Source organism: Devosia sp. UYZn731 (assembly GCF_040546795.1).
Taxonomy (GTDB): Bacteria; Pseudomonadota; Alphaproteobacteria; order Rhizobiales; family Devosiaceae; genus Devosia.
This window is the reverse complement of record NZ_JBEPOL010000008.1, coordinates 249,269-261,608: the sequence shown is the minus strand read 5'-3', so window position 1 is coordinate 261,608 and position 12,340 is coordinate 249,269. Positions and strand designations below refer to the sequence as shown.

Below are 12,340 nucleotides of genomic sequence, written 5' to 3'. Positions count from 1 at the left end.
GCCTCAAGTCCCGTTGCGGCTCCCCGCCATGGCCCGTTCCCAGTAGGGCGGCGTGCCGAACGTCTTGCGCAAGTGGGACACGAACAGCTTGACCTTGGCGGTATGGGATCGGCCCGGCATGTGGATCGCATGCACCGATGCGGTCAGCCGGGCCGGCTGGATTGCGTGGGGCAACACCTCCACCAGCCGGCCGGCAACGATATCCTCGCTCACCAGCCAGGAAGCCAGATGCACGATGCCCAGCCCCGCTATCGCGGCCTGCATCAGCGCACCGGTATCGTCCGAACGGAAGGGCCCCCGCACAGCCATTGCCTGCTCGCGATTGACCCCCGCAAAGGTCCACCATCCTGTGGGATTGCGCAGCGAAGCCACGGTCAGGCATGGATGATCGAGCAGGTCCGCGACCTGTTCCAGGCGCCCTGCCCGCGCCAGATAATCCGGGCTGGCGCACAGCAGGCGACGCACTGGCGCGATCGCGGTAGCCACCAGATCGCTATCAGGCAACACGCCGAGCCGGATCGCCACGTCGACCCGGCGCTCGGACAGGTCGATGATCTCGTCGCCAGTGTGCAACTCCACCTCTAGCGACGGATAGTGCGCCAGAAAGCTGATGACCGCCGGCGTCAGGTGTTGCCGTCCGAACATGGCCGGCGCGGTCACGGTCAAGACCCCGCGCGGCTCGCCTTCGAGCGCAGCCAGCCCATCTCGAGCCTCTGCCATTTCCGCCAGAATGTGCTGCGCACGCGGCAAGAACTGCTGTCCCGCATCGGTCAGGGTCAGACGCCGGGAACTGCGATTGAAGAGCCTGGCCTGCAGCTCCGCCTCCAGCAACTCGACGCGGCGCGTGATCGACGAGACGGCGACGCCCTGCGCTTTGGCAACACTGGAAAAGCTGCCCGCTTCGGCCACAGCCACAAACGCCACCAGAGTTTCCAGCACAGACTTTCCTTTGCGTTTCTCGCAAAATACTTTTGCCTTTTAGATGATTGTTCAAAAGCACGCAAATAACGAGATTGCCGGGCACGCCGAGCCGCCCCATTGGCGGCTCCAGGAGACCTGAACATGACCATCCAAACGACCCGCCTTTCTCTCGCTGCACTGCTCGCCGGCCTCACCCTTACCGCGATCCCGAGCTTTGCCGCCGCCCCGCTACAGACAACATCCGCGCCCGGCTACTATCGCATCATGGTCGGCGCCTACGAGGTGACCGCGCTTTCCGATGGCACGGTCGATCTCCCCGTCGATCAACTGCTGACCAATATCACCCCCGAAGCGGTCAAAGCCGATCTGGCCGCATCCTTCGAGACCGCCCCGCTCGAAACCTCCGACAATGCATTCCTGATCAATACCGGCGACAAGTTGATCCTGGTCGATAGCGGCGCCGGCGCCCTGTTTGGGCCGACGCTGGGGAAGCTGCTGGCCAATCTGGAGGCGTCCGGCTATCGGCCCGACCAGATCGATGAGGTGCTGGTCACTCATATGCATCCCGATCACATCGGCGGCCTCGTGGCGGACGGCAAAGCCGCCTTCCCCAATGCAATCGTCCACGCCGCCAAGGCCGATGCCGATTACTGGCTGAGCCAGGCCAATCTGGATGCCGCTCCCGATGCGCAGAAAGGCTTTTTCCAGGGCGCCATCGCTTCGTTCCAGCCCTATGTGGACGCCAGGCGGTTGGAAACTTTCGATGCCCCCACCGAATTCGCGCCGGGCGTGCATTCGCTCGCCCTGCCCGGCCACACCGCCGGCCACAGCGGCTTTCTGGTCGAGAGCGAAGGACAGAGCCTCCTGATCTGGGGCGATGTGGTTCACGTCGAAGCCATCCAGTTTGCCCATCCCGAGGTCACCATCGCCTTCGATAGCGACGCCAGCCAAGCGGCGTCCGAGCGAGGCAGGGAATTCGCCGATGTCGCCGCGCACGGCTCCCTGATCGCCGGCGCCCACCTGCCCTTCCCCGGCCTCGGTCACGTCCGCAAGCAGGGCGACGCATACGAGTGGGTCCCGGCCAACTATGCGGTCATGCGCTGACCGCCGCCTATGGGGTTGGGCCAATTCGGCCGGCTTCATCCTCGGTGACAAAGGACTGACCGACTATCCCAGCCTCAAGGGTTTCGTCGATCGCATCGCCGCGCGCCCGGCCATGGCGGGGGTCATCGCCCTGCGCATCAAACATCAGTTCAAAGCCGACCTCGACGCGGAATCGCGCAAGGCCATGTTCCCGCAGAACGAGGTCACTGTGGCTTGAGCGGAGCGGGGCAGACCGGGTGTTTCGGCACCCGGTCCGGACGAGCCGCCAGGTTCAGCTGGGGACCGCCGAGGCCCTTCCCTGCAAAAGCTCGCGGCTTCAAGAGCCCGGTTGCGAGGCGATCAGGGCGTCGCACAGTTCGCGCACGGCGCCTTGCCCGCCTGGTGTTGCGGTAACGAAGATGCACACCGCTTTGACGGCAGCGACGCCGGCCGGCACCGTTACGGGCACGCCGACGGCCTTGAGCAAGGTCAGGTCGTTGATGTCGTCAGCAATGTGGCAGACTTGGTGCATGCCGATGCCCAGCTCGGCGGCGATTGCCTGCACAGGCGTCAACTTGTCTTCGACGCCGACCCGGCAGTAATCGATGCCAAGCACACGGGCGCGCTCGATAATGATGGGCGTACGGCTCTGGCTGATGAAGCAGGTCTTGATGCCATGGTGCATGGCCAGCTTCAATCCAGTCCCGTCCAGAACGTGGAAGCGCACCAGCGCATGACCGCTGGCATCATAATAGAGGCTGCCATCGGTGAGCACGCCATCGATGTCGCAGCAGAGCAGCTTGATGCCGGCAAGTTCAGGGCCGGCAACCAAGGTCCGAAGGCTCACAGCAGAATCCGCGCGAGCAATTGAGCCTGCTCCGGGTCATCGCGAATATGCTCCAGCACGATATCGGCCTCGTGCGGTTCATTGACCGACGGCAGGCTTTCCTCGACCGGCACGGAGAGCAGCGAATAGCCGGCTTCCACGATGCGCATCTGCTCGATCGACTCGTAGCGCTCGACCAGCGACTGCGGGGCGGCGGCGATCTCGAGCAGGAAATCGCGACGATAGGCGATGATACCCAGCACCTTGCGGATATAGCGCTGCTGGTCCTCAAACGCGGCAGTCGAGGGCGAGCGGCGGAACCCGTAGATCACCCTGCCTTGGGCATTGATCGCGTATTTGACGAAGGAGTGGCGGTCCAGTTCTTCGGGCTCGCTGATCGGCGCAGTGGCGTTCCAGGCGTCGTTGTCGGGATTGGCATTGATGGCGGCAATCATCGCCTCGACATGGCGCGGCAGGAGCAAAGGCTCATCGCCCTGCAACAGCAGCACATGGGTGCAATCGAGCGAAGCCACGGCTTCCGCCACGCGCGTCGTGCCGTTGCTATGGGTATCGGCGGTCATGATCACATCGCCGCCGCCGGCGCGCACGGCATCGGCAATCTCGATATCGCAGGTGGCCACCGCAACACTGTGCAGGCCCTTCGCCAACAGCGCCCGGCGCCGCACATGTTCGATCATCGGCATGCCGGCGAACGGGAACAGGATTTTGTTCGGGAAACGAACCGAGGCGAGGTGCGAAGGAATAACGGCAACGATCTTGGTCACTTGGGTCACCCTGGCAGCACGCCGCAGTCGACATTAATGCACTGGCCACTGATGGCACGGGCCTGTTCGGACGCGAGGAACACGGCCATGGCCGCCACGTCCTCGCCTTCGGGCAGAAAGCCCAGTGCCGCATCGCGCGCGGCAAAACCGGTCAGGAACGCTTCGGGATCGCCCTTGGCTGGCGAGCCTTCGACGGCCAGCGCGTCCATCAGGCCGGGCGTCCGCACCAGCACCGGGCATAGCGCGTTGACCCGAATGCCACGCGGGCCCAGTTCCTTGGCCAGCGCCTGGGTCATGCCGTTCATGCCGAACTTGGTGGCGACATACATCGAATTGTTGGCCGTGCCGCGCTTGCCGGCAAGGCTGGAGATATTGATGATGACGCCGCCCTTACGCAGCCCTTTGGACGCAATCTTGCAGCCGAAGAACGCCCCCTTCAGGTTGACCGCCATCATGTCATCGAAGAACTCGCCGTCGATGTCGCCGATCGGCCGCCAGGCGGAAAAGCCGGCATTGTTGATGTAGACATCGAGCTGGCCGGTCCATGCCATCGCTGCGTCGAGCAGCCGGCGATGATCAGCCTCGTTCTGCACATCGCAGGGCACGAAGCGGATGTTTTCCGGATCGACTTGTGAAATGCCGCTATCGTTGCGCGCGCCGACCACGACCTTGTAGCCGGCCGCGACGAAGCCTTCGGTCAACGAGCGGCCAATGCCCTTGCTGCCGCCGGTGATGATGACTGTTCTGGACATGGGCGGCCTAGATGGTCATGGCGGAGTAGCCGCCGTCGACGGCAATCTCGGCCCCGGTCACGAAGCCCGACGCATCCGAAGCGAGCCAGATCAGCGCGCCGATCAGTTCGGCGACTTCGCCATAACGCTTCATCGGGGTGTGTCCCAGGATCGCGGCCTCGCGCTCGGGGGTGATGAAGTTCTTGCGGTTCCAGTCGGTGGGGAAGAACCCCGGGCGGATGGCATTGACGCGCACGCCCTGCAGCGCCCATTCGCGGCCCAGGTTCTGCGTCAGGTTCTTGATGCCGGCCTTGGCGACCGAATAGGGAAAGGCCTTGGACAGCGGCGGGCCGGCCGAAGCCGACGAGATATTGATGATCGAGCCACGGCCCTTGCCGACCATGTGCTCGCCAATGACCTGACAGCCCAGGAACGTGCTGGTGATCTGGGAATCCATCACCGCATTCCACTCGGACAGTTCCATCTGGAAAAACGGCGTGGAGCTGTTGATCCCGGCCCCATTGACGAAAATGTCGAGCGGGCCGAACGCCGCGACGGCCTGATCGAGCGCCGCCTTGAAGCTGTCCTTCTTGGTCGCGTCGAGCTCGACGCCGACGGCCTGTCCGCCCGCGTCCTTTATCTGCTGGGCGACGGCCTCGGCCTTTTCCAGCCGCAAATCCATGACCACGACCTTGGCCCCAGCCTTGCCCAGGCCACGGGCCATCTCACCGCACAAATGCCCGCCACCGCCGGTGACCCCGGCAACCCGGCCCTCGACGCTGAACAGCTCGGAAGTAAACGCGTTCATGGGTCAGGCCTTCCGGAACTGATTGACGACTGCGCCGGTCTGGCGCGCCCAATTGGTCAGCACGAACAGGTCCGAACCCAGGATGACGTAGGTGTAGCCCTGGGCGAAGGCGTCTTCGACTGCCTCGGGCGTGACATTGGCGATCTGCGTGCACACACTCTTGCCGGCGCGGGCACAGGCCTCGACCACCTTGCGCGCGGCCTCGCGGACCAGCGGGTGATTGGTCTGGCCGGGAACGCCGAGCGAGCCGGAAATATCGTAGGGCCCGACCATGACGCCGTCGACTTCGTCGAAGGCCAGCAGCGAGTCGATATTCTCGACGCCCTTGATCGACTCCACCTGCAGGATCAGCGACGAGCTGTCGTTCCAGTCGGTGATGTAAGCATCGAAATCGAAGCCATAGCCATGGGCCCGATTGACGCCATAGCTGCGCTTGCCGTTCGGGGGGAACTTGGTGATGTCGATGAGGCGGCGGACCTCCTCGGCCGTTTCGACCATCTGGATGATCATGCCATCGGCGCCGGCTTCGAGGAGCGGCTTGACGATATCGTTATTGTGCGACACCGGGCGCGGCAGGCAGGTGACGCCCTCAGCATGGCACGAGGTTATGATCTGTCGGGCTTCGGCCAGCGAGATGGTGGTGTGCTCCATGTCGATGGCGATGAAATCAAAACCCGCCTTCGCAAACGTCTCGGTAATCCCCGGATCGGGATAGGACACCCAGCCGCCGAACACGCGCTCGCGATTGCGCAGCTTGCTCTTGAGAGCTTTGCGCCGCTCCAAGGCCAATTGATACGACATGGAAATATCCTGTGACCGAGATGGTTAAGATGGGTGTGCCTAGCAATTTGACCTGAGGCGTACAAGTCGCAATTGGTCGCGCGGGAGCGTCAGGGCGACGCCCGGTTCAATCTTGCTGGCTGACCAGCAGCTTCACAATGGGATGAAGATGCAGCAGGCCAACCAGCTTGCCGTCGGCATCGACGACCGGCAAATCCCAGACCTGTTTTTCTTCCATCAGGTTGACTGCATCGAGCAGCGGCATGTCTGGCCCGACTGTCGTGGGGTGCGGGATGGCATGCTCGATGACGTCATCGCCGAAAAAGGCCGAAAACGGCTTCTGCATCTTGAGCAACTGGCGGCGAATATCCCCATCGGTGACAATGCCGCGCAGCATGCCATCTGCGTCCACCACGCAGACGATGCCGAGCCGGCTGCGACCCATGGCTTCGAGCGCGGTCTTGAAGAAGGCATTGGGCGCCAGAACCGGACAGCGATCCAGTGGCAGTGCGACGTCCTTGACTCGAAGATTGCGCGGGCTGTCCTGCATCGTCTGCTCCTGCCTTGGGTCCGTGTGCGAAGTTTCAGCCGTTCGGGTGGATATTGTCCTCGCCGAATTCGGCGAGAATATCCAGGCGCGCCTGATGCATGATCTTGGCCTGCCGCAAGACGTTTTCGAGATACTTGATGTCGAGAACGGTATTGGCGTCCGACAGGGCATTGTCGGGATCGTCATGGGTTTCCATGAACAGCGCATTGATGCCGCAGGCCACCGCAGCGCGAACCAGGTAGGGAATGAACTCGCGCTGGCCGCCCGAAATGTCGCCCATGGAGGTCGGCATCTGGATGGAATGGGTCGCATCGAAGCACACCGGGTAGCCGGTGCGTGCCATGATGGGGAAGCTGGTCATGTCATTGACCAGCATGTTGTAGCCCAGGAACGTGCCGCGATCGGCCAGCATGATATCGTGGCAGCCGAAGGATTCCAGCTTGCGCACTGAATTCTTCATGTTCCACGGGCTCATGAACTGGCCCTTCTTGATATGCACCGGGCGACCGGTCAGCGCGGCGGCGCGCAGGATCGAGGTCTGGCGGCATAGATAGGCCGGGATTTGCACCAGATCACACACTTCGCCGGTGGCAGGGCCCCATGACGGATCGGAGAAATCGGACACGACCGGGACGCCGAATTCCTTGCGGACGTCGGCGAGAATTTGCAGGCCTTCGTCCATGCCCAGGCCATGAAAGCTATCGGGGGACGAGCGGCAATCCTTATCGTAACAGGACTTGTAGATCCACGGCACGCCGACGCGCTGGGTAATTTCGGCGATGGCCTCCGCCATCTTGAACGCATGGTCGCGGCTTTCGATGGCACAGGGCCCGCCGAGAAAAGCGAGCGGAAGGCCAGGGCCAATCTGCACCTTGGTCACATCTCCGTAGCCCACGGTGATGGTTTTCATGTCCAAAACGGCTCTCCTATATGCCGCGGTCCTCCACGGCAGGCGAAAAAATCCAGATATCTTGAGAGGAGTCGGCATCGACCCGCAGGATTGGGCTTATCGCCCATCAAGCCGAGTTCTTCAACATTTCCTTGCGCCCTCTTTATTGCGCGATAGGCGCATGTGGCGACCTAGATGGCGCGATTGGCTTCGCCTTCAAAATTGTCGAGCATCCTTTTCAACAGGCCGATGGCGGTTTCGATCTCGGCGTCGGTCATGCCGGCGACCGCCACGTCGTTCCCTTCCTGCATGTGGCGATTGATCTGCGGCAGCGCGTCGATCGCTTTGGGGGTGAGACCGACGAGGCTGCTCCGCCCGTCATCGGGATCCTTGCGGCGAACCACGAAGCCGTCTCGCTCCAGTCGGCCAAGCAGCTGCGCCATGCTGGACTGCTCGACCTTCAGGCGCTCAGTCAGTTGCTTCTGGGTCATCTCGCCAGCCGCGCTCAGCAGGTTCAGCACCGGGTAGCCGGCGATACCGGTACCCAGCGGCTGGATTCGCGCCTCGGCGTATCGCCCCATCACGCGAGCCAGCCGCATGACCAGATGCCCCGGGCGACTGTTCAGTGTCCACTTGCGCGAATGCGTCACTTGCATCATATCCTATATATCTGTATAGGACCCTATGTAACATGGCGCTGGTTGAAAGTCACCCGGCCCGCAAAGGATTATTTTGCATGATCACGATCATAGGCGCCGGCGTCGCCGGTCCGCTCCTCGCCTACATCCTGGGCAAGAACGGCGTAACAGTCACGGTCCTTGAGGCCGACATTTCGCTCGATGAACGCCACCAAGGTGGCATGCTCAATCTCAACGAAGGAACCGGCAAGCCTGCCCTGGAGGCCGCAGGGCTCTACGAGCAGGCCATGCGGCTTGTCCTGCAGGGCGGCGACGCCATGCTGCTGCGCGACAGGACCGGCAAGGTACTTTTCCAGGACGCCGGCAATGGCCTGCGACCGGAAATCGACCGGGGCGCTCTGCGTCGTCTGGTCGTCGAGGCGCTGCCAGAGGGCGTCATCCGCTGGAACAGCAAGGTCAAGTCCATCGACCGCACCGATAATGGCTTCGAAATCGTCCTGACAGATGGCGCCGTCTTGACGTCCGATGCTGTCATTGGTGCCGACGGCGCCTGGTCGCGGGTGCGGCCGCTGCTGACCGCACAGAAGCCGCTCTACACCGGCATGACCTTTGTCGAGCTGCGCTATCTCGATGCCGACAGCAATTATCCCGAGGCCAAGAGGATCGTCGGCGATGGCCTGATGTTCGCGCTCTCCCATGGTCGAGGCCTGCTCGCCCACCGCGAACCCGACAATGAGCTGTGTTTCTACGCTGCCCTGAACCTGCCCGAAGACATGGTCCGCCGACAGTTTACCAATGCCGAGCTGGTGGAATTCTTCCCCGATTGGGCCGGCGACTATCGAACCGTACTGTCCAGGAGTGACGGCGCTCCGATTACGCGCCCGATTTATGCACTGCCCACGGGCGAGTTCTGGCCCCACGCTCATGGCGCTACCCTGATCGGTGACGCGGCGCATGTGATGTCGCCGTTTGCCGGGGAAGGCGTGAACCTTGCCATGGCCGATGCGGCGGACCTCGCCGCAGCCATTCTCGCCCATCCGCACGATATTGACCTGGCCTTCTCGCGCTACGAGGCGACGATGGCCGCGCGCACCATCTCCTTCCAGGAAGAATCTGCGGCCAACCTGACCCTGGCCTTTGCCGAGGATGCGCCTGCCGGCTTCCTCGCATTCTTTGAGAGCCTCGGCGGACCCGAGGGAGAAGCTCAGCGATAATCAAGATCGCGCTTTGCCTTGGACGCAGGCCGCCATCGCGAACCACGTCGTGATTATCCGGCGATCTCATTGACCTCGAGCCCCACCGCCCCCAAGACTTGACGGGCACCGGCTAGCGGGTGTCTCCATTTCCGATCGTAAGCAGTAGTACGGCTACCCGCCGAAAAATGCACACTTGACGATCACGGCTTGTTAAGCCTGCTTTCATGATGCTGTGGGGCTTAACGAGTTATGAAAGCACCAGGTCCAGAATGGACGTAAAAGGAGACCTCCCATGCCCGCTTTGCGTTCTCTCACCACCATCGTGTTTGCCATCCTCGCCGCCTTTGCCACCCCTGTCCTGGCACAGGATGTGCCGGCCGTGACCATTACGGGCGCGTCCGGCTCCGTTACGTTCGATCGCACCCAGCTTGAAGCCATGGGCCTGGTCTCGATCAAGACCAAGACGCCCTGGAACGAAGGCGTAGTGGATTTCGAGGGCGTTCCCCTGGCGCTGCTGCTCGAGAAGGCCAATGCCAAGGGCGACACCACCACCGTCACCGCCCTCAACGATTACAGCGTCGATATCCCCACCGCCGATTTCGCCGAATTCGGCGCCATCCTCGCGGTCAAGCGCAATGGCGCCTATATGCCGGTCGACGACCAGGGTCCGTTTTTCGTGATCTATCCGTTCGACAGCAATCCGACCTTGCAGGGCCAGCCCTATTACGGTCGCGCCGTCTGGCAGGTCAAGGAACTCACCGTCCAGTAGGCCCCGATCGGCGGCGGCCCCAACCACGGAATGAACTCTTCAACCTTGCGCTTCCTACGCATAGCACTGACCGTCGTGATCCTGGGCTTCATCGCCTCGGCCATCTATATCTCGGCCCTGGTTTTCCAGCGCCAGGCCGCACTCGAAGGGGTGGGCCTGGGCAATGTCACCTGGATCGTGGCTCAGGCGCCCAGCGAGTTTGCCCGCCTCGAACAGCGCGTCAGCGCCTTCGGCCTGGAGGGCGGCCATTCCAACGCCGCCGAGGTCAAGCTGCGCTTCGATATCGTTGGCAACCGGCTCAAGACGCTGCGAACCAGGGATGTCGAGGCTTTTTCGCTCTCCGATCCGCGCATGGGCCAGATCCTGAACGACCTCGAACAGGCCCTTACTGACACAAGGCCCCTGCTCGACGATCTTGCCGAGCCCGGTACGCCTGCGCGCATCCTGAACATCCTCGAGCCGATCTATCCCAAGCTGGCGCGCCTTTCCACCGATGCCAATGTATGGAACGTGGCGCGCATCGCAGCGGACCGGGAAGCCCTATTCGGCCTGCAATGGGCTTTTACCTGGGTCGCCATCGGCATGATCGCCTGCGGCTTTGCGCTGGCAGTCCTGCTGCTGCTGCACAATAACCTTCTGGGTCGCGCCCAGGAGGTGCTGCAGCAGAAGGAGCAAAGCCTGGCGCTGCAGAATGCCCGGTTCGACACCGCCCTCGATGCCATGTCGCTGGGTCTCGTCCTGCTCGACACGCAATACCGCATCATTGTCTGCAATCCCCGCTTCCTCGCCATTTTCGGGCTGGACGAAGTCCAAGCCGCGCCCGGCACCCCCATCGTCGACCTGATCGCGCCGGAACTGCTGTCCGACGCCACCCATGAGTTTACCCGCGCCGACGACGACAATGACGATATCGCCGTGCTCAATGAGCGCGCCCACCACCTGCCCAATGGCATGGTGCTGCTGATCACGCGCGATTCCATGGCCGAAGGCGGCTGGGTTTGCACGTTCGAGGACGTTACCGAACGCCACCGCGCGCAAAACCGCGTCGTCCACATGGCCCACCATGACGCCCTCACCGGCATGCCCAACCGGCTATTGTTCTGGGAAAGCATCACCCAGGCGGTGCGCGGCCTGGGTGAACGGGCACAGCCCTTTGCGGTCCTCTTTCTCGATCTTGACCGGTTCAAGGAGGTCAACGATACGCTGGGCCATCCGGTGGGCGATGCCCTGTTGCGCCAGGTCGCCGAGCGCCTGCGGTACACCTTGCCGCCCCGCGATATCGTCGCGCGGCTGGGTGGCGATGAATTTGCCGTGCTGCACTATTGTGGCGACACGTCCCTCGACAGCACCCTCGAGCTGTCCGAGCGCCTGATCGATACGGTCGGGCGGCCCTATCACATTGAGGACCACGAGATTGTCGTCAGCACCAGCATTGGCATCGCGGTAGCCCCGGCCGACGGCAGCGATTCCGATCAGTTGATGAAGAACGCCGACCTGGCGCTCTATTCCGCCAAGGCCGATGGCACGGGCACCTGTAGCTTCTTCACCACGCGCATGGAACAGGTGCTGCGCAGCCGGCACCTGCTCGAGGCCGACCTGCGCAGCGGCATCAGGCTGGGCCAGTTCGAGCTTTTCTACCAACCCCTGATCAGCCTCAAGACCCGGCGGATCGTATCAGGCGAGGCGCTGATGCGCTGGCGCCATCCCGAGCACGGCCTCATCTCGCCCGCGGACTTCATCCCGCTTGCCGAGGAGACCGGGGTTATCGACCTGCTGGGCGAATGGGCCCTGCTTCAGGCCTGCCGCGACGCCTTGGCCTGGCCCGAACATATCCGGGTCTCGGTCAACCTGTCGCCAGTCCAGTTCCGCAAGGCTGGACTCTTCGACATGGTCCAGGCCGCACTGGCCGACAGCGGGATCGCTCCGCAACGGCTCGAGCTGGAAATCACCGAATCCGTGCTGCTGCGCAACAATGCCGCCAATCTTGAAGCGCTGCGCCGCTTGCGTGCCCTGGGCCTGACCATCGCGCTCGATGACTTCGGCACCGGCTATTCGTCGCTGAGCTATCTGCAGCGCTTCCCGTTCGACAAGCTCAAGATCGACCAGAGCTTCGTGCGTGACCTCGAAAACCGGCCCGACAGCCTGGCCATCGTGCAGTCCATCGCCACGCTTGGCCGCAATCTGAAAATGCAGACCACGGCCGAAGGCGTCGAGACCCAGGCCCAGCTCGACATCATCACCGAGGCTGGCTGCTCGGAAGCCCAGGGCTACTATTTCAGCCGGCCCACCCCTGAAGGCGAGTTCCGTGCCCTGCTGACCCAGCAGGACCTTGAGAGCGGACCGCTCCGCTCTCACAAGTGGTGA

General features: G+C 62.8%; 14 protein-coding genes. 5 read left to right on the top strand and 9 right to left on the bottom strand.

Translation table 11 applies throughout. From position 1 onward, the window contains the following. Positions 1-3: 3 nt before the first annotated feature. A complete protein-coding gene (locus tag ABIB57_RS20450; protein ID WP_354043092.1) occupies positions 4-939 on the bottom strand; it encodes a LysR family transcriptional regulator in 936 nt (311 codons plus the stop codon). Positions 940-1,062: 123 nt separating this feature from the next. Here ABIB57_RS20450 and ABIB57_RS20445 point away from each other — a divergent pair, with 123 nt between their 5' ends. Further along, entirely contained in the window at positions 1,063-2,025 is a 963-nt protein-coding gene (locus tag ABIB57_RS20445) for an MBL fold metallo-hydrolase (RefSeq protein ID WP_354043091.1), read from the top strand. Then, positions 2,009-2,242: a glutathione S-transferase family protein gene (locus tag ABIB57_RS20440; protein WP_354043090.1), complete on the top strand. Its 234-nt coding sequence runs from the start codon at positions 2,009-2,011 to the stop codon at positions 2,240-2,242. The genes ABIB57_RS20445 and ABIB57_RS20440 overlap by 17 nt, the downstream gene beginning before the upstream one ends. Positions 2,243-2,341: 99 nt before the next feature. Here the strand turns inward: ABIB57_RS20440 and ABIB57_RS20435 are convergent, their stop codons facing one another. From ABIB57_RS20435 to ABIB57_RS20400, 8 genes are all read right to left on the bottom strand, one after another. Then, entirely contained in the window at positions 2,342-2,851 is a 510-nt protein-coding gene (locus ABIB57_RS20435) for a KdsC family phosphatase (RefSeq protein WP_354043089.1), read from the bottom strand. Next, positions 2,848-3,615 carry a cytidylyltransferase domain-containing protein gene (locus ABIB57_RS20430; RefSeq protein WP_354043088.1) on the bottom strand — a complete coding sequence of 256 codons (768 nt, stop codon included), beginning with the start codon at positions 3,613-3,615 and terminating at the stop codon, positions 2,848-2,850. Before ABIB57_RS20430 ends, ABIB57_RS20435 begins: the two co-directional genes overlap by 4 nt. 5 nt (positions 3,616-3,620) lie before the next feature. Continuing rightward, positions 3,621-4,367 carry an SDR family NAD(P)-dependent oxidoreductase gene (locus ABIB57_RS20425; RefSeq protein WP_354043087.1) on the bottom strand — a complete coding sequence of 249 codons (747 nt, stop codon included), beginning with the start codon at positions 4,365-4,367 and terminating at the stop codon, positions 3,621-3,623. 7 nt (positions 4,368-4,374) lie between these two features. After that, entirely contained in the window at positions 4,375-5,154 is a 780-nt protein-coding gene (locus tag ABIB57_RS20420; RefSeq protein ID WP_354043086.1) for an SDR family oxidoreductase, read from the bottom strand. 3 nt (positions 5,155-5,157) lie between these two features. Next, positions 5,158-5,955 (bottom strand): HpcH/HpaI aldolase family protein, encoded by a 798-nt coding sequence (locus ABIB57_RS20415; RefSeq protein WP_354043085.1) that lies wholly within the window; start codon positions 5,953-5,955, stop codon positions 5,158-5,160. A 106-nt stretch (positions 5,956-6,061) separates the two neighbouring features. Next, the gene (locus tag ABIB57_RS20410) at positions 6,062-6,484 is read right to left on the bottom strand and encodes a CBS domain-containing protein (protein WP_354043084.1); all 423 of its coding nucleotides are present in this window, start codon (positions 6,482-6,484) and stop codon (positions 6,062-6,064) included. A gap of 34 nt (positions 6,485-6,518) precedes the next feature. Next, positions 6,519-7,394, bottom strand: coding sequence for a 3-deoxy-8-phosphooctulonate synthase (gene kdsA, locus ABIB57_RS20405; RefSeq protein ID WP_354043083.1), 876 nt, complete (start codon positions 7,392-7,394; stop codon positions 6,519-6,521). A 170-nt stretch (positions 7,395-7,564) separates the two neighbouring features. Beyond that, positions 7,565-8,032 (bottom strand): MarR family winged helix-turn-helix transcriptional regulator, encoded by a 468-nt coding sequence (locus ABIB57_RS20400; RefSeq protein ID WP_354043082.1) that lies wholly within the window; start codon positions 8,030-8,032, stop codon positions 7,565-7,567. A gap of 77 nt (positions 8,033-8,109) precedes the next feature. On the opposite strand from ABIB57_RS20400, the gene ABIB57_RS20395 reads away from it, so the two are divergent. The 3 genes from ABIB57_RS20395 (at position 8,110) to ABIB57_RS20385 (ending at position 12,340) form a co-directional block, all read left to right on the top strand. Further along, on the top strand, positions 8,110-9,225 hold the full coding sequence (locus ABIB57_RS20395; protein WP_354043081.1) for an FAD-dependent oxidoreductase: 1,116 nt from the start codon (positions 8,110-8,112) through the stop codon (positions 9,223-9,225). Between the two features lie 274 nt (positions 9,226-9,499). After that, entirely contained in the window at positions 9,500-9,976 is a 477-nt protein-coding gene (locus ABIB57_RS20390) for a putative pterin-binding protein (protein ID WP_299726636.1), read from the top strand. A 30-nt stretch (positions 9,977-10,006) separates the two neighbouring features. After that, positions 10,007-12,340 (top strand): putative bifunctional diguanylate cyclase/phosphodiesterase, encoded by a 2,334-nt coding sequence (locus ABIB57_RS20385; protein ID WP_354043080.1) that lies wholly within the window; start codon positions 10,007-10,009, stop codon positions 12,338-12,340.

Coding starts and splice junctions, on each gene's coding strand:
- ABIB57_RS20445 (WP_354043091.1), top strand. CDS start 1,063: ATGACCATCCAAACGACCCGCCTTTCTCTCGCTGCACTGCTCGCCGGC.
- ABIB57_RS20440 (WP_354043090.1), top strand. CDS start 2,009: ATGCGGTCATGCGCTGACCGCCGCCTATGGGGTTGGGCCAATTCGGCC.
- ABIB57_RS20425 (WP_354043087.1), bottom strand. CDS start 4,367: ATGTCCAGAACAGTCATCATCACCGGCGGCAGCAAGGGCATTGGCCGC.
- ABIB57_RS20420 (WP_354043086.1), bottom strand. CDS start 5,154: ATGAACGCGTTTACTTCCGAGCTGTTCAGCGTCGAGGGCCGGGTTGCC.
- ABIB57_RS20415 (WP_354043085.1), bottom strand. CDS start 5,955: ATGTCGTATCAATTGGCCTTGGAGCGGCGCAAAGCTCTCAAGAGCAAG.
- ABIB57_RS20410 (WP_354043084.1), bottom strand. CDS start 6,484: ATGCAGGACAGCCCGCGCAATCTTCGAGTCAAGGACGTCGCACTGCCA.
- kdsA (WP_354043083.1), bottom strand. CDS start 7,394: ATGAAAACCATCACCGTGGGCTACGGAGATGTGACCAAGGTGCAGATT.
- ABIB57_RS20400 (WP_354043082.1), bottom strand. CDS start 8,032: ATGATGCAAGTGACGCATTCGCGCAAGTGGACACTGAACAGTCGCCCG.
- ABIB57_RS20395 (WP_354043081.1), top strand. CDS start 8,110: ATGATCACGATCATAGGCGCCGGCGTCGCCGGTCCGCTCCTCGCCTAC.
- ABIB57_RS20390 (WP_299726636.1), top strand. CDS start 9,500: ATGCCCGCTTTGCGTTCTCTCACCACCATCGTGTTTGCCATCCTCGCC.
- ABIB57_RS20385 (WP_354043080.1), top strand. CDS start 10,007: ATGAACTCTTCAACCTTGCGCTTCCTACGCATAGCACTGACCGTCGTG.